Annotated in this window: 15 protein-coding genes; 3 read left to right on the plus strand and 12 right to left on the minus strand. The window is 43.6% G+C overall.

Annotated elements, in window-relative coordinates; all coding sequences use genetic code 11:
• Positions 1–51 precede the first annotated feature (51 nt).
• From AM506_RS19505 to AM506_RS19520, 4 genes are all read right to left on the minus strand, one after another.
• Positions 52–909, minus strand: coding sequence for a GNAT family N-acetyltransferase (locus tag AM506_RS19505; RefSeq protein ID WP_060674501.1), 858 nt, complete (start codon positions 907–909; stop codon positions 52–54).
• A gap of 48 nt (positions 910–957) precedes the next feature.
• Positions 958–2,454, minus strand: coding sequence for an FAD-dependent oxidoreductase (locus AM506_RS19510; protein WP_060674504.1), 1,497 nt, complete (start codon positions 2,452–2,454; stop codon positions 958–960).
• Between the two features lie 74 nt (positions 2,455–2,528).
• Entirely contained in the window at positions 2,529–3,971 is a 1,443-nt protein-coding gene (gene panF / locus AM506_RS19515; protein ID WP_060674505.1) for a sodium/pantothenate symporter, read from the minus strand.
• On the minus strand, positions 3,964–4,239 hold the full coding sequence (locus AM506_RS19520) for a YhdT family protein (protein WP_060674507.1): 276 nt from the start codon (positions 4,237–4,239) through the stop codon (positions 3,964–3,966). Before AM506_RS19520 ends, panF begins: the two co-directional genes overlap by 8 nt.
• Before the next feature lie 340 nt (positions 4,240–4,579).
• Between AM506_RS19520 and AM506_RS19525 the strand changes: the two genes are divergently transcribed.
• Entirely contained in the window at positions 4,580–6,130 is a 1,551-nt protein-coding gene (locus AM506_RS19525; protein ID WP_060674509.1) for a hypothetical protein, read from the plus strand.
• Positions 6,131–6,141: 11 nt separating this feature from the next.
• Here the strand turns inward: AM506_RS19525 and AM506_RS19530 are convergent, their stop codons facing one another.
• Both AM506_RS19530 and ku read right to left on the minus strand, forming a co-directional pair.
• Complete coding sequence (locus AM506_RS19530) at positions 6,142–6,837, minus strand: phosphatase PAP2 family protein (RefSeq protein WP_060674511.1); 696 nt, start codon at positions 6,835–6,837, stop codon at positions 6,142–6,144.
• 30 nt (positions 6,838–6,867) lie between these two features.
• On the minus strand, positions 6,868–7,698 hold the full coding sequence (gene ku, locus AM506_RS19535; RefSeq protein WP_060674513.1) for a non-homologous end joining protein Ku: 831 nt from the start codon (positions 7,696–7,698) through the stop codon (positions 6,868–6,870).
• 140 nt (positions 7,699–7,838) lie between these two features.
• Between ku and AM506_RS19540 the strand changes: the two genes are divergently transcribed.
• Positions 7,839–9,671, plus strand: a complete 1,833-nt coding sequence (locus AM506_RS19540; protein ID WP_060674514.1) for a DNA ligase D — start codon at positions 7,839–7,841, stop codon at positions 9,669–9,671.
• A 60-nt stretch (positions 9,672–9,731) separates the two neighbouring features.
• On the opposite strand, the gene dapF is transcribed toward AM506_RS19540, so the two are convergent.
• Entirely contained in the window at positions 9,732–10,727 is a 996-nt protein-coding gene (gene dapF, locus AM506_RS19545) for a diaminopimelate epimerase (protein ID WP_060674516.1), read from the minus strand.
• Between the two features lie 160 nt (positions 10,728–10,887).
• On the opposite strand from dapF, the gene AM506_RS19550 reads away from it, so the two are divergent.
• Positions 10,888–11,187, plus strand: coding sequence for a hypothetical protein (locus tag AM506_RS19550; RefSeq protein WP_152968636.1), 300 nt, complete (start codon positions 10,888–10,890; stop codon positions 11,185–11,187).
• A 2-nt stretch (positions 11,188–11,189) separates the two neighbouring features.
• Here the strand turns inward: AM506_RS19550 and AM506_RS19555 are convergent, their stop codons facing one another.
• From AM506_RS19555 to ribE, 5 genes are all read right to left on the minus strand, one after another.
• Positions 11,190–12,437, minus strand: coding sequence for an EAL and HDOD domain-containing protein (locus AM506_RS19555; protein WP_060674521.1), 1,248 nt, complete (start codon positions 12,435–12,437; stop codon positions 11,190–11,192).
• Positions 12,438–12,649: 212 nt separating this feature from the next.
• A complete protein-coding gene (locus AM506_RS19560; protein WP_060674523.1) occupies positions 12,650–13,939 on the minus strand; it encodes an NCS2 family permease in 1,290 nt (429 codons plus the stop codon).
• A 189-nt stretch (positions 13,940–14,128) separates the two neighbouring features.
• A complete protein-coding gene (ribH, locus tag AM506_RS19565) occupies positions 14,129–14,599 on the minus strand; it encodes a 6,7-dimethyl-8-ribityllumazine synthase (protein WP_044336602.1) in 471 nt (156 codons plus the stop codon).
• A 12-nt stretch (positions 14,600–14,611) separates the two neighbouring features.
• Complete coding sequence (locus AM506_RS19570; protein ID WP_060674525.1) at positions 14,612–15,805, minus strand: bifunctional 3,4-dihydroxy-2-butanone-4-phosphate synthase/GTP cyclohydrolase II; 1,194 nt, start codon at positions 15,803–15,805, stop codon at positions 14,612–14,614.
• 16 nt (positions 15,806–15,821) lie between these two features.
• The gene (gene ribE, locus AM506_RS19575; protein WP_060674527.1) at positions 15,822–16,478 is read right to left on the minus strand and encodes a riboflavin synthase; all 657 of its coding nucleotides are present in this window, start codon (positions 16,476–16,478) and stop codon (positions 15,822–15,824) included.
• Position 16,479 lies beyond the last annotated feature (1 nt).

Consider the following 16,479-nt stretch of genomic DNA (forward strand, 5'->3'; position numbering starts at 1 on the left):
CCACGATGTCAACCATTTATTAATATTATATTTCATTCTTTGCCAATTGGTTCAAACAATGGTTATCATCATGGAATCGCAGACGGGTATATATCCGATTTCCATATAGATTTTGTTCGATGTGGGATTATCCAGGTCTGTGTAGAGGGAACAAAAGGAGTGTTCATGCAGTAAAAGACGGCTCAGTTCCGCTACAACAGAAGAGGCATATCCCTTCTTCCTGAATTCAGGCGGGGTATAGACAAAATTCACGGTAATCCCATTTTCCGTTCTTCGTGCTCCCCTTGCCATGGAAACAGGGCGTCCCGCCACTTCCCAAAAGTACACATATGGTTCATTTTCAATCATATCTTTCGCCCTTTTAAGTGCTTCGTCATCCGATATGGATATGACTTCCGTATCTGAGACAAATTCACTGATCCATTTAGCCAACAGCACCTCTTGACCTGCACGTACTGGAACCATTCCCCCTTCACTTAACTGGATATCGTTCACTTTATTCAATTGATACACACGTTGGTTCATACGGATGGTGAAGCCCTTCCCCGTAACGTGACACCATGCATGAGTCAGTTGAAGTGCTGTTTCTTTCTCAGCAACAAAGCCGGTAATCGTAATCCCGGAGTCTTCACAAAACGAATTGAGCTGTTCAGCTATCGCCTGGATCTCTTCCTTCCCTACTTTCAATGTAACGACAAGATAATGAGGGGGAGTCATGATGAATGATCCCACTACTTTGTCTTCCTCATTTTCCACTAAAAGCAGAAGTGGATCTATATATTTGTCACTCGTTTTCATGGTATTCAATAACCCCAAAGGCAGATTATTCGCTGCCTCATCTTCCATAAGGAGAGAATGAACCTTTTCATGGAAGGCTATTGGGTCCTCATACTGCGTCAGCTTATACATATTATCACCCCATCACAACATTCTACATATCAGACTAGGATTCCTGCTTTATTTAGGAAGCTTTTTCCCTGTGATAGAGTGAAAGACATGATAACCACTGACAGACACCCCGATGGTCCCTGCACCGGGGAAGACAGAATCCCCACATGCCCAGATATTCTTGAGCGGAGTCCTGTGGGAAAGACTGTTGAAGAGAGCATGATCATTGGTTTGGGGGAATCCCCCAACAATCCCCCCGGGCCGACCTGTATACCGTTCCCAAGCCTTTGGAGCACCCGGATAGAATTGTATAAGATCACTTCTAATAGAGGGTATCACCATCTCTATTGAATCCAGCATTTTCTCTTCAAGCGTACTCTTGTACGTATCATATTTTTCTTTTGTATCCCAATTTTCTAATCTTGTATGAGTTGATACCGTCACAGTACGGAATCCTTCCGGGGCACGCTGTCGGTCATCTTGATGGGATAATGATAAGAACAGATGGTCCCCTTCTGTCATATTGCCATCAGGGCTTGTGCAGATTTGCGAAAACAAAGGAAGGCTTTCCGGCAGGGATTCTTCTTTCAGTAACATATAAAGGGACATGGTTCCCCACAATTCCGCTCTTTCTTTTTCCTTCAAATAGTTATTAATCAATGGAGCATATTTGGCAGGGAACAGATCCTTAAGAGACAGAACCGGAACATTGCATATGACATGAGTGGTACGGTATTCATTACCCCTATGATCTGAGACAATCCACTCCTGATTACGTTCATCACGGGTGATGCCTACAACTCTCCTCCCCAAGGTGGCTTTAACCCCGGCAGATATCGATGCATCGACCAGACATTCGGCTATGCGATATAAGCCGCCTTCAAGGTAGAAGGCCCCTTCATGATACATATCCAGTGCCAGGCATCCAAGCAACAATGAACATTGGTCGCTCTCCACCTGCATGCTGTCTATCAGCTGTCCATCAATAAAGTGCTTGAAGGATGGGTTGACATGCAGGTCGTATTTCTTCAACAAATCAAGCATGGTCTTCTGAAAGGCAGGTAGAAGGGTCAGTGAACTAAAATTCAGGCTCATAATGAGCTCCTTCCACTCTCTTACCGTTTTAGGAGGAAGGATGGGCAGTGAATCTACGAGGGTCCGGATTTTCTTTGCCATCCTGTACAAATCCCTGTAATAACAATCTATTTTATATGCAATATCAGGAAATGCTCTCATTAACCCATTCACATGTGTTTCCCGATTCCGGTGAAAGGTTAAGTTGACGCCCGGAAGATGAACGTCCATTACCCTGTCAAGGAGTTGATTCGAAGGCGATTCGATGCCGAGGTATTGGAAGATACGCTGATGAATACCCCCATGTTCGAAACCCATCCCAAGAGTCGCACCTACTGGAAATAAAGCTTCTCCCCTCTGGAACTTCCCGGCGCAGCCTCCCCATTCCCTTGAAGCTTCAAGCACCTGTACATGATAACCCGCACTTCCAAGAAGGGCAGCAGCAGTAAGCCCACCGATACCGCCCCCTATCACGATTACAGAATGTTCCATATCCCTTCACCCAATCCGTCATTTATTACTATTCAATCTACTCTTTTGCACCTGAAAAGACAAAAATGGATGGGTTAATTAAACCCATCCATCCTGTGTTTCGACTGAGTAGCCAAGGAAACCAATACATACATGAAGAAGGAGATGATAATCGGAAAGATGACCGTATTCATATCCAGATAGTTCGGTGCAAAGCTATGGAATAAAATATAGGTCAGCAGTCCCGCCACCATTGAAGCTAATGCACCAGCACCATTCCCCTTTTTCCAGTACAGTCCAAGAACGATTGGCCAGATAAAGACCGCTTCAAGTCCCCCGAATGAAAATAAATTAAGCCAGATAATCAATTCAGGCGGGCTTAATGCCAGCAGGAAAACAAGTCCACCTGTTATACTCGTCACCCAGAAGCTGATCGTCTTGATTTGTTTCTCTTTTGCGTCCTTATTGATGAAATTCATATAAACATCTTTAACGATGGCTGATGATACAATCAACAGCAACGAATCCACCGTCGACATGATGGCTGCCATAGGAGCTGCCAGAACAATTCCCGCAAGCCACGGGGGGAGCACCTCAAGCGCAAGGAGCGGCATGACTTTGTCCGCCACTTCGATTCCCGGGAGGACCACTCTTGCCAGAACGCCGATGAGATGCATGCCAAGCATGATCGAACCTACGACGATCGTACCGATAATCAGAGCCCTGTGAAGGGAACGGGAATTCTTATAGCTCATGGCCCTTACGGCAACTTGGGGAAGTCCTACGACCCCTACACCCACCAGGATCCAGAAAGACGAAATATACCTTGCGCTCAGTTCACCGTTCGGCCCATGAGGACTTAGTAAATTGGGATTTTCAGCCTGCAATTCCATCATGATTTTTTCCATGCCGCCACCTGCCATGATGGTGGCGACGAGCAGGATGACGGTCCCTACAAGCATGACGACTCCCTGGATCGCATCTGTGATGGCAACCGCACGGAAACCGCCGATTATCACATAAACCAGGACAGATATAGCAAAAATGAACAGAGCCGCTTCGTAGCTTAATCCCGTTAAAGATTCAATTAGGCGTGCCCCTCCTACCCACTGGGCAATCATCGCAGAAAATAAAAACAAGATGATACTGATGGCCGATAGGACCGTTATCTTATTGCTTCCGTATCGCCCCTGTAAATAATCGATCAATGTAACGGCTTTATACTTCCTTGACATGATGGCAAACTTTTTACCAAGTATTAGTAGAACAAAATATCCTGTCACAACCTGGCTCATGGCAAGAAGCACCCATGATAACCCATATGTATACGCAGCACCGGGACCACCGATGAAGCTGCTCGCACTGCCGTATGTAGCGATCATCGTCATGGCGAGGATAAACCCTCCGAGTTGCCGGCTCCCGAGGAAATATTCCTGTATAAAGGAATCTGATTTACTTACAGTTCTAGCCGTATAAATCCCCACCATAAAAATCAAAACCAAAAATGCAAATAAGGGAATCAATGCCATGCTATTCATGATCATCCTCCTCGTCGCCAAAAGGAATATCAGTCAGAAGATATTTCACGACAACAATCACTAAAAACACCATAAGTAGAAATCCCATGATACAACTATAGAAGAACCATGCGGGCATCCCTAATATCCAATCGTAATCTGATACAGGCTGTCCACCGAGTCCAAATGCAAATCCATACCACCATAAAAAATTTATAAGAACGAGAGCAACTCCAATTAATGCTTCGTGGTTGGCAATTCGAAACCGTCTATCATCTTTATGATTCACTTCCTTTTACCCTCCCCCTAAATAAACATCCTTTAACAATTTACGACATGATGATGGGAAATGCAAGAAAAAGACAGGCCCGAAGCATCCGCTTCGGGCCTGTCTTTACACTCTAATAAAAGGGGGGGAATCATGAATCATTCTCTCTATTTGAAAGAGGGGGAACTCTTTTGTTTCATTGAGAATGATTTTCAATATCATTGTAATCTCTCCCAAATAAAAAGTCAACCCCAAAAAGTTTGGTCAGATAAAGGAAAATTCTGGTGAAGTATAATATGAATTGTGGTAAAATTCTAAAATGTACTCACAATTAAAAGAGATAGAATGAGGGGGAATGACTGTGAGAGCAAAATTAAAAACATTTGGAATACCGATTGCAATAATTCTTTTATTGATTGGTGCACTTTTCTTCCATCAACTTCTGAACGTCAAACAACAGCCGGATCCCGAATGGAGCAGATCGATTCCATTGGGCTACTCCACTGATGAACGTCCGCTTGTCTTCTATAACCAGGAAGGGCTATTTTTAGCAAGTAACGGAAAGGTCGATCAATATTCTTTCGATGATTCACTGAACCCAACGAAAGAAGGTACACTTAAAACAAGCGTTACCAGAGGCCAACCTTTTTGGACAGACGGAGATAAGGTTATACAAGTGAAGGATGGCCAGATTATTTCATCCGATGCTACCGGTGTCAAAGCCATCGATGATGAAGTAACGGGAATGGGCACTTCAGCAAATACTATCTATTACTGGAAACAAGAGGTTCTGTATTCTCTTTCTCCAGATGATTTATCAAGCAAAGAAATTTACCGATTCACTGATGAAGTCCTTGAAGCCTATGCAGGAAACGACGGAAGCACCGTATTACAAGTAAGGCAGGATGATACTCATTCCCACCTTTACTACATGGATGAAGGGTTACAAGTGGTGAAGAACCCATTTGCCATAGTCAATACAGCTACGAATCAGCATATTAACGGGCTGTCTTTCACAAACGAAAACAATCAGTTGACTCTTTTGTACAATGAAGAAATGCGCGCTCAAGGTACATTGTCCTATAAGATATTGAAATTGGAAACATCCATTGACGATTTAGGAACGTCGATACTAAAGCCTGCGAAGATTGAATTTACGAATGAACAATCAGGATTCAAATTGGAAAGTCCGAGGTCCGTACAGTTTGGAGACATCGATGGAAACCCGTCCATCCTTTTCACTTCCGAGAGTCACCAGGTAGGTGGACAAAATACCATCAGTCTGTACATTGCACCTTTCAGCGATTCCAATCAGCTTATGGCCAAACCGGTCAGCACAAGCAAGCATTTTACATATTCACCCATTCAGTTATCGGACAAAAGTATTGCCTGGCTTGACTATGGGGGTGACTACTATGAATTATTTGGGGCCTCTCAAGATAAACAGGCCATCGCCAAAAGTACAACATGGTCGAAACGAAGCGTAAAAGAGGCCTTGAATAACTCGGTTCTCATGCTTTTCAGCAGCCTGGTCACTATTTTGGTTTCGTTTTATTGGATACTTCCTTCCCTGTTTGTCTTGATCCTTCTTTATATGTTCAAACCGAATATGTTTGAAAAAGAAGAAATCAACTGGGTGGAATATGCCTCGATCATTCTATTCATCCTTATGCCACTGACTTTCATCAGTAAAGCGATGGGAGATTATTTCTATTTTGCCGCTCCCGGTTATCTCACATTTTCGGGAAGCGAATATGTATTATTAGTGATCATCAGCATTCTTAGTGCACTGCTTTGGAAAGTTGGTAGAGATCCTGACTGGGGTACATTCGGAGGAGTATTTTATTTCATGGGAATTTATATTCTTCTATACGTCACTTCAATCGGTCCGTATATCTTTAATTTATTTTAATACAAAAACGCTCAGGTCTCCTGAGCGTTTTTTGCATGCATATCTTCATCTTCTCTCCAATGCTTGCGTTTGTAGAAATACATATAGATCGTGATGCAAAGGGTCAGCCAGGCACCGCCTGCTGTGAAACCGCCAAGGATGTCACTAGGATAATGGACCCCAAGGTAAATCCTGCTCATTCCAATCAGCAGGACAAGCATGGCGACCAGTATCACGCTCCCCCATTTATATCGTTTCCGATCCAGGGCTCGGAAAAGGATGAATGCCAGTGAACCATAGAATATGAATGAGCTCATCGAATGCCCACTTGGAAAACTGTAGCCACCCTGTTGGATCAATGCTTCAATATCGGGGCGGTCCCGTTTGAATATCCATTTTAGAAGCCCATTGAACCCCGCACCTGTCAGGATGGTAATCGATACAAACAGAGCAAGTGGATATTTCTTCATAAACAGAAGGATGATCACTGCACACCCCGTGAATATGGAGATACCTTTTATTCCCCCTAAGAAAGTGATGAACGTCATGATCTCCGTCAATTTATGTGAAATCGTCCCTCTGACGATTTCGAATACACCATTATCGAATTGTGCGATCTCATTTTCTTTCCATTCTTCCACGATCGATACAAATCCCCAGGTGAAGACGATCAAACACAATAGGGATACAGCGACAAAGACGCCTTGTTCAATGTGTTTCTTCTTCAAGACTTCTCCCTCTCTCCTGACTCACGCCTTCTACTGAGCTTTTTTCTTAGAAGTCGTTTTCTTTTTAGTTGGTTTCTTTGCCTTTTTAGGTTTGGACGAATCGATGGATGCCTGCAGGGCTGCCATTAGATCCGTTACATTTTCTTTCGGTTCTCTTTCTTTGGATGTGACCATTTTTTCCCCTGTTTGTTTCGATTCGATCAATTGACTTAATCGTTCACGATACTGATCCTTATAGTTCTCCGGCTGGAATTCAGTCGTCAGTTGATCGATGAGCATGGTAGCGGTCTGCAATTCCTTTTCGGTAATCTCGTCTCCTTCAGGCACATTCGGGACATCGCCGGCTCCTCTTACCTCATCCGGATAGTGAATGGTTTCCATGACGAGTGTATGCTCATATACACGAACGATGGAAAGCTGTTCCTTCGACCTCATCGTGATTTTGGCAATTCCTACCTTCCCTGACTCCTGTAGCGCTTTTCTCAAAAGGGAATAGGCTTTCTTCCCACCGTCGTTCGGTGAAACGAAATAACTTCGATCAAAGAAAATCGGATCGATTTCCTCCATCTTGATAAAATCGACAATCTCTACTGCCTTATCTCCGCTGGCTTCCTTCAGCTCTTTCAATTCCTCATCTTCAAGGACGACGAATTTACCTTTCGTCACTTCATAGCCCTTCACAATATCGGCTGGATCGAGTTCCTTTTCACAAGCGGGACATACTTTCTCGTATTTAATGGGTGTATGACATTCTTTATGAAGTGAACGGAGCTTGATATCCCGATCTTCTGTAGCAGAATGAAGTTTAATGGGGATGTTCACCAGTCCAAAGCTGATGGACCCTTTCCAAATAGTATGCATATCTTTCAATACCCTCCTTTACTTAAACTAATCCCTTATCCATATCATTTAGTTCCCCTACTTTCTTCATCCCTTTAAACATCTGGAAATAATCCGGGTCCCACACGGACACACTACTACTTAAAAAAAGGTGAAATGAAATGAAACCGATGCTCCCTACATTACGTCATGAACTTCCTCCAGGTAAAGACTGGCTTTATGAAGTGAAATATGATGGCTTCCGCGGCATTTTATCCGTTCAATCCTCTGATCAAATCACCCTTCAAAGCCGGAATGGGAAAGAACTTCTAATTCATTTCCCTGAGATTAAGAAGCAAATTCAACAATTACTGGATGAACGCGCATTTCCCCTCCCTTTCGTATTGGATGGTGAGGTTGCATTATTACGCTCCTCCTTCAGCACGGAGTTCCAGGAACTTCAGGTTAGGGGGAGGATGCGGAATGATCAAAAAATCCAGCAAGCCGCTGGCAGTAGACCTGTTACATTCTTAGTATTTGATTTACTTCAGCTTGAGAAGAAATCATTTATCCAGGAACCCTATATTACAAGAAAAGAAAAACTGAAAGAGGTGTTCACCTCCCTGCAATTACCGCTGGAACCTGCTCCTTCCCACCCTTCGACTTTGCAAATGGTTCCATATGACAAAAACCTTGAGAAAGTGTGGGAGCTCGTTGAAAATGAGGAAGGGGAAGGGGTTGTCGCGAAGAGGGATCAGAGTAAATGGGACGCGGGTAAACGAAGTACTAACTGGATCAAATGTAAGAATTGGAAACATTGCCAATGCTTTATCACCGCACTGGATGATGCGAATGATTATTTCCACATCGGTGTATACGATAACGGACAAGTCTTGCCGATCGGCTTATTTCATTTCGGTTTATCAGCTGAGGAAAAAAGAACGGTGAAAACGACAATTAAGCAAAACAGTACAGGAAAGAACCATTCTCTTTACTATATAGATCCGGCCATCACCGTAGAAATAATCTATCTGCAATGGCATGAAGGAAAGCTTCGGGAACCCCATTTTAAACAATTCCTTTTTTCCACTCCACCGGAAGCATGTACACTTGACCAATTTATGATGGACGAAGCCTCTCTTCCAAGAAAGGTAGATATCACTCACCCTGAAAAGAATTTGTTTCGGGAGCTTCCCATGACGAAACTGGATTATATCCGATTCCTTCGAAAGATGTCCGTGGTGATTTTGCCATTCTTAAAGAACAGGCCCTTGACCTGCATTCGATTCCCCCACGGGGTTTTCGGAGAATCCTTTTACCAAAAGAATACTCCTGATTATTCTCCTGCCTTTGTCGAAACATACCAGGAGGATCGAATCCATTACACCCTTTGCAATAATCTTGAAACGTTGATATGGCTTGGAAATCAGTTGGCACTTGAATTTCATGTCCCCTTTCAAAAAGCAGGGGAAGAATACGTCAATGAGGTAGTCTTTGACTTAGATCCACCAAGCCGGGATCATTTTTCACTGGCCGTTAAAGCAGCCACAATCATGAAAGGGTTATTTGACGGGTTGAATCTGCAGAGCTTTGTCAAAACATCGGGAAATAAGGGGCTTCAAGTGTATATCCCCCTCCCTCCCGGATACACGTGGAAAGACACGGGCTTATTTACAGAATTCATTGCTCACTACCTTGTAAACAATAACCCGGGGGATTTCACGACCGAGCGGTTAAAGAAGAACCGAAAAGGCAGACTGTACGTGGATTATATTCAACACGGAGAAGGCAAAACGATCATTGCCCCCTATTCATTGAGAGGGAATGAAGATGCTTTGGTCGCCACTCCCCTATGGTGGGATGAAGTGAATGAAGATCTCGACCCCGAACGGTTTACCATTGACGTAGTCTTAAGAAGATTTCAGGAGAAAGGATGTCCCTTTACCGGCTTTGATCGGGTGAAGGAATTTCAGCCATTTGACCAAGTGATTGATTTTTTGAAAAATCAGCTCTAAACAAATAAAGAGGGCACCCCGAAATTATAGGGGCACCCTCCTTGGCTATCCTTTGGTTATCTATGCGCTCATGAACACTTTGCTTTCGACGATTGACTTGGCATGGTTCTGTAAATGCTCATACATGCCCTCTTCAGAGAATTCCTGTCTTGACACTTCATGATACTGCTCGGGATTAGAAAGTGACAATTCTAATTGGGATTGATAAAGATACGTTGCATTTCCAATCAACTCCATGTTATATCGTCCTTCTCCCAATTGGTTCACGACGACACGGACTTTTCCCCCGTTATTGTATACATCGATTTCCTGACCGAATTCGTTTTGCTGAAGTAAGCATGTTACAAGGCTGGAAGCAGACATGGCTGTCCCACACGCATTTGTGAAGCCCACGCCTCGTTCATACGTACGGACATAGATGGATCCCTTTTCCAGTGGATGAACAAAACTTACATTGACTCCATCTGGAAACAGATTACTCGGGCCATTTACTGTTTCAGCAATGGATTTCTGCTCATTCGAGAGGATATGCTCTGTACCGACGACACTGATCAAATGGGGGTTCGGCACTGCCAGGGCAGAAAATGTTAAATGATCTGATATTTCAGGGATGCTTTCATTCACCATCGTCTCACGATCGATGTTCATCGGCAGCTGATCCAGTTGAAAGAGGACAGGTGAAATTTCCACATTATATGTCGGGATGTTTTCGAAAATGGGTTCCTGTGAAGACACTCGAAGATCCGCTTTCATCGTTTGGACAACGATGGTCTCTTTCTCCAGCAGCTCACACACATAGCGGCCGACACATCGCAGGCCGTTTCCACACATTGATGCCTCTGAACCATCTGCGTTGAAGACCCGCATTCTGGCATCGCAATTCTCGCTTGGTAATACAAATAAGATCCCGTCTGCCCCGAAGGCCGACTTACGATCACATAGGGCCAAGGCAAGATTTTGTCTTGCTTCTTCCGTAAAATCATATCCATTTGTCATTTCATCAATAAGTAAAAAGTCATTTCCAGAGCCATGACATTTTATTAGATTCAAGTCCATCGTGAATCCCTCCACGGTAATTTACTAGTAAACTATTCATAATAGTCTTAGCTTGCCACAAACAAGCTCATTACGCAATCCTCTTCCCTTCATTTTCAAAAATAGGACATATTCACAGTTGAATTATGTGGATCATTTCGAGACAATGGATATGGTGATAATGATGAAGGAAGATTACCGTTTTCGTTTTCAAGTCCATAAGGTGGAAGAAGCGGGTGATGACTATCAGTCAAGGGATGTCTCTGTGTTCGCCCGTATCTATAACGACAAAAAAGACCTCGTACATGAAGGTCTCTTTCGGGTGCGTTTCAATACGATCGGAATCTATCCTTTCCCTGCAGATGTAGGCCGCCAGATTTACTCAAAACAATTGCAGCGGCTGCTACTCATGGAATTGAAAAGGTATATCAAACCCCAAAGAAAATATCTTTCCCCAGGGGATTATAAACCTGTATGGTAGCATTATGTCAGCTCGGTTACTTCATGATTCAAAAGCTCTTCCGTCCATTTACAGGAAAGGTGATAACTCTCCATCACTTCCCTTTTGTTTAACTTCAATTCGGTCATTTTCATTTCGATCTCTGTCCACTTCGTCTGTTCAATGGAGACGACGAGTTCCAATATTTTCTTAAGGTCATTACGGGACCCCGTTAACGCATTGCAAATATCGTCATTCAAAGGTAAATCCATCAAGATGCGGTCGATCGGCATGGAAAGGATGACATCCATCAACGAAAACATACCTGTCAGGAAGTAACTTGATTTAATGGATGTCCGATTCTGTTTTTCTGCCAGCAGCTCACACATCTTCGCCCTCGTCAAACATAATGTAATCACTTCATTATCTAATTGTCTCTTCTTCCCCGCCTGTTCCCTGACTGCCAAAATGTAGATCCATCGTTTGATTTCCACAAGACCTAACAGAACAATGGCCTGACGGATGGAATGAATCTTATGTTTCGGGCGGTAAGCCGGAGAGTTGATCAATTTCAATAATTTATATGACAGTGAAAGGTCCTGTTCGATCAATTGACTGATCTTTTCAATGTTCGGCTCCGTCATTTCCAGGCTTTGAATAATGGTGTAATACGAATGAAAATAAGTCGGGACATCCTGAGTGGCGATGATCTTCGGCTTACTGAAGAAATAGCCCTGAAAGAAATGATACCCTTTCCCCAACGCTTCTTCGTACTGGTCCTCGGTTTCCACTTTTTCAGCAAGGAGCCTGTAACCCAGTAAATTAGAAAGAACCTCAATGCTTCCCCGCTCTGTATAAGTTGTATTCATGAAATCCACCTTCACATAATCAGCCAGTTTCATCAATTCCCTGAAATATGGATTCAATTCATTGAATATAAAATCGTCCAATGCAATCTTATATCCCAAGTCTTTTAATTCCTGACAAACGGCCAGCACATCCGGCCCCGGAACTACACTCTCGAGAATTTCCACCACGACCTCCCGCGGATTAAAATATGTCGGGACTCTCAGTCTTAGGAGATTCTCTGTGAAATTTATAAAACAAGGCTTGCCTGCTGAAAGGCTTTCCAGCCCGATATTTAAATAGCTGTTAATGATGACATCTGCGGTTGCCTGGTCCCCGTCAATCGATGGAAACATATTGATTTCATTGTTTCGGTATAGAAGTTCATACGCCACCGTTTCTTGATTACGATTAAAAATTGGCTGCCGGGCTACAAATACTTCCATTAAAATCACTCCTGCGTTCCTGTTCAACATTTGTAAAAATAGTTAAAAAGATTCATATTTTTTCTTTAATAGTAACAAGAAATATGTGGAAAGTCCATGTAATTTGACATTAGTTGTAAAATAAGGAAGTGAAACCTCGATTAAGCAGTCATAAAGAAGAGAGGCCCATCACCAAGTGTGATGGGCCTCTCTTCTTAAAATTCTTTATCGCTTTAATGAATCGAATGAACAAAGAAATTCATCAGAAACAAAGCAGCGATGATATATAGAGGAATCGAAACTTCCCGCGCCTTCCCTGTAGCCAATTTTAATACTGGATACAGAATAAAACCGATGGCAATTCCGTCCGCGATACTGTACGTAAACGGAATCATCGCGATGATGAAAATGGCGGGAAATGCCTCTGTCAGATCACGAAGATCCATATGTCGTATATTTTGAATCATCAAACCTCCGATGATGATAAGTATCGGGGCGATGGCATGATCCGGAATCCACTTTAAATACGGTATGAACAACACAGACCCCAAAAATAATACGCCCGTAGTCAAGCTTGTCAATCCAGTGCGGCCGCCTGCCGTCATGGCTGCTGCACTTTCCACCGTCGAGACTGTCGGACTCGTTCCGAAAAACCCGGATGTGAATGCGGAAAAAGCATTAGCTTGAAAGGCTTTAGAATATTTATGCGGTTGATCGATCATATCCGTATGACCATGAACGAGACCGATGTTTTCAAATACCAGCACCATCGTTACAGAGAAAACCGCAATCCAAAACGGAATTTCCATAATGGCACTAAACGATATTTGACCGAAAACCTGGCTGTATTCACTTAAGTGGAAAGAGCTTGATTGAATGGAAGGCTCAATCCCGAAGATGAATCCCAGCACTGTACCAAATGCGATACTCCATAAAAATTGACCTTTTACATTACGGATGAAAAGAAAAATCGTAACCAGGAAAGTCAGCACAGTGGCTAACACCTTTAGCTCCCCAAAATCACCGATCATGATGATGGCACTGTCACCTCTCTGGATGAGACCGCCTTTTTCAAGACCGATAAACATTAAAAACATCCCTAATCCTACAGTAATGGCTTCTTTTAATGTTTTGGGTATGGCTTCCGATAATACTTTAGAAAGCTTTGTAAATGCAATGATCATAAAGAGTATTCCTGAAATCACTATGACAGCTAATGCTTCCTGCCACGAAAGGCCTGACGATTTTACCAGGGTGAATGTAAACATTGCATTAATTCCCATGCCCGGAACCAGAAGAATTGGCGCATTTGCCCAAAAGGCCATCACCAAACACCCAACGAAGGAAGCAAGTATCGTTGCCATGACTGCCCCTTCAAATGGAATTCCAGCTTCAGAAAGAATTAAAGCATTTACAGCGATGATGTAGACAATCGTAAAGTAACCGATCGCACCTGCCATCATCTCCTGTTTCATCGAAGTACCGTGATCCTTTAACTTAAAAATACCTCCACGTGCTTTCATATTATAATCTTCCTATAAAACTGCCCTCTCCCTACCCGCTCCTCCTGTAATAAGGGGAGCCACAAGATACTATTCTAGCAAAAGGTCAGACGTTTGCCAATATGTATTTTGGTTAGTGTGGCATGATGGATTCACGTTCGTCCCCTTAAAAAAAAACGAGTCTCCAGTAAAAGAGACTCGTCCAAAACCTTATTTATCTATTTCGCGGATCAAATTTGCCATTTCGATGGCTGATACCGCTGCTTCCCATCCTTTGTTCCCGGCTTTTGTGCCGGCTCTTTCGATTGCCTGTTCGATGGTATCCGTCGTCAATACCCCAAAGATGACGGGTACATCTTCCTGCAGGCTAAGATTGGCCACTCCTTTAGCAACCTCTCCGCTTACGTATTCAAAGTGAGCGGTTGCTCCGCGGATGACCGTTCCCAATGTAACAACGGCATCATATTTCCCGGAACGTGCCAGTTTTTTGGCAATCATGGGGATTTCAAATGCACCCGGAACCCACGTAACGGAAACATTCCCTTCTTCAACACCGTGTCTCTTCAAGGCATCTTCCGCCCCGCCCAGAAGCTTGGATGTGATGAACTCGTTGAAACGTGAAACGACAATGGCAACTCTTAATCCTGATCCTACTAAATTTCCTTCATAAATGGTTTTCATCGTGCATTCCTCCTAAAATTTAAGTAAGTGTCCAAGCTTTGTATGCTTTGTTTTTAAATACTTCTCATTTTCGAATTTCGCAGGCATCTGGATCGGCACCCGATCTGCGATTTCTAAACCGTATCCGTTAATCCCGGCAATCTTTCTCGGATTATTGGTCAATAGACGCATCTTGGTTATACCTAAATCTCTCAGGATCTGCGCTCCGATTCCGTATTCTCTTAAATCGTCACCAAAGCCCAGTTTCTCATTGGCTTCCACGGTGTCATAGCCTTCTTCCTGGAGCTTATAAGCCTTCAGTTTGTTTATTAATCCAATCCCACGGCCTTCTTGCCTCATATAAAGCAGAACACCCTTTCCTTCTTCTTCAATCTGGGTAAGGGCTGTAGCGAGCTGCGGGCCGCAATCACAGCGATTGGAACCGAAAACGTCCCCTGTCAGGCATTCGGAGTGTACCCGCACGAGGACATCCTCCCCCTCTGACCATTCCCCTTTTACAAGTGCGATATGCTCTTTTCCTGTAAGGTTTTCTGTGTACGCAACCGCTTTGAAGTTTCCGAATTCAGTCGGAAGTTCAATTTCCACTTCCCTCGTCACAAGCATTTCTTTCCTTCTTCTATACCTGATCAAATCTTCAATGGAAATGATTTTCAAATCCCATTTTTCAGCGATCTTCATTAACTCAGGCACCCTCGCCATCGTCCCGTCTTCATTCATGATTTCACAAATGACGCCTGATGGATGGGCACCTGCCAGAACAGCCAGATCGATTGCTGCTTCTGTATGCCCTGCCCGTTTTAGAACCCCTCCATTTTTGGCGATAAGGGGAAATACATGACCGGGTCGTTTAAAATCTTCCGGAATTGAGTTCTCGTTCAACAATTCCTGTATGGTAGTCGATCTTTCAAATGCACTAATTCCTGTCTTGGCCGATTTATGATCAACGGAGATGGTGAAGGCCGTGCCATGTGGATCAGTATTTGACATCGTCATCGGCGAAAGCTTCAATTTATCTGCTATTTCCTCAGTTATAGGGGAACAGATCAAGCCTCTTCCTTCTTTAGCCATAAAATTGATGATGTCAGGAGTGGCTTTTTCCGCCAGGGCAATAAAGTCTCCCTCATTTTCACGATTTTCGTCATCCACAACGATGACGACTTTACCTGCCTGTAAATCTTCCAGAACTTCTTCGATCTTATTAAACATGGGGTAACCCCTCCTCTTAGTCAGCGAAACCATTTTGAGATAAAAAATCATAGCTGATGCTGCTTGACGTACTCTTAGACTGTTCCTTTGCTTCATAGAAACGATGAAAATATTTCGCCATTACATCGCATTCGATATTGACAAGGTCCCCTACTTTCTTTCCTCCAAGAACCGTGTCTCCTCTTGTCTGAGGGATGAGCGAAATCGTAATGGTATTATTTTTCACCCCAAACACAGTAAGGGAGGTGCCGTCTATTGCGACCGACCCCCTCATGATGAATAGATGGCTCTGATATTCAGGAATGGAAATGTCCATATACCATGCATTTTCCACTTTCTCTACTCTCACGATGGTCCCGATCCCGTCTACATGTCCGTTGACGAAATGACCGCCGAAACGGCCGTTTGCCGCCATGGCTCTTTCAAGATTCACTTTCGATCCACGGGCTAAAGTCCTTAAGGTGGTCCCTTCAAACGTTTCTGGCATGACATCAACCTGAAACTTGCTGGAGCTGAATGACGTGACGGTTAAACAGACCCCGTTCACACTGATGCTGTCCCCGATATGGATATCCTCGAGAATGCGGCTCGCAGCGATCGTCAGTTCCATGGAAGAAGAAGATTTCTTCATGTGTTCGATCGATCCAATTTCTTCAATGATTCCAGTAAACATC

The organism is Rossellomorea vietnamensis, assembly GCF_001305855.1.
GTDB lineage: Bacteria > Bacillota > Bacilli > Bacillales > Bacillaceae_B > Rossellomorea > Rossellomorea vietnamensis_A.

Coding starts and splice junctions, on each gene's coding strand:
- ku (WP_060674513.1), bottom strand. CDS start 7,698: ATGCATACTATTTGGAAAGGGTCCATCAGCTTTGGACTGGTGAACATC.
- panF (WP_060674505.1), bottom strand. CDS start 3,971: ATGAATAGCATGGCATTGATTCCCTTATTTGCATTTTTGGTTTTGATT.
- ribH (WP_044336602.1), bottom strand. CDS start 14,599: ATGAAAACCATTTATGAAGGAAATTTAGTAGGATCAGGATTAAGAGTT.
- AM506_RS19550 (WP_152968636.1), top strand. CDS start 10,888: ATGATGAAGGAAGATTACCGTTTTCGTTTTCAAGTCCATAAGGTGGAA.
- AM506_RS19560 (WP_060674523.1), bottom strand. CDS start 13,939: ATGAAAGCACGTGGAGGTATTTTTAAGTTAAAGGATCACGGTACTTCG.
- AM506_RS19540 (WP_060674514.1), top strand. CDS start 7,839: ATGAAACCGATGCTCCCTACATTACGTCATGAACTTCCTCCAGGTAAA.
- dapF (WP_060674516.1), bottom strand. CDS start 10,727: ATGGACTTGAATCTAATAAAATGTCATGGCTCTGGAAATGACTTTTTA.
- ribE (WP_060674527.1), bottom strand. CDS start 16,478: ATGTTTACTGGAATCATTGAAGAAATTGGATCGATCGAACACATGAAG.
- AM506_RS19570 (WP_060674525.1), bottom strand. CDS start 15,805: ATGTTTAATAAGATCGAAGAAGTTCTGGAAGATTTACAGGCAGGTAAA.
- AM506_RS19555 (WP_060674521.1), bottom strand. CDS start 12,437: ATGGAAGTATTTGTAGCCCGGCAGCCAATTTTTAATCGTAATCAAGAA.
- AM506_RS19510 (WP_060674504.1), bottom strand. CDS start 2,454: ATGGAACATTCTGTAATCGTGATAGGGGGCGGTATCGGTGGGCTTACT.
- AM506_RS19505 (WP_060674501.1), bottom strand. CDS start 909: ATGTATAAGCTGACGCAGTATGAGGACCCAATAGCCTTCCATGAAAAG.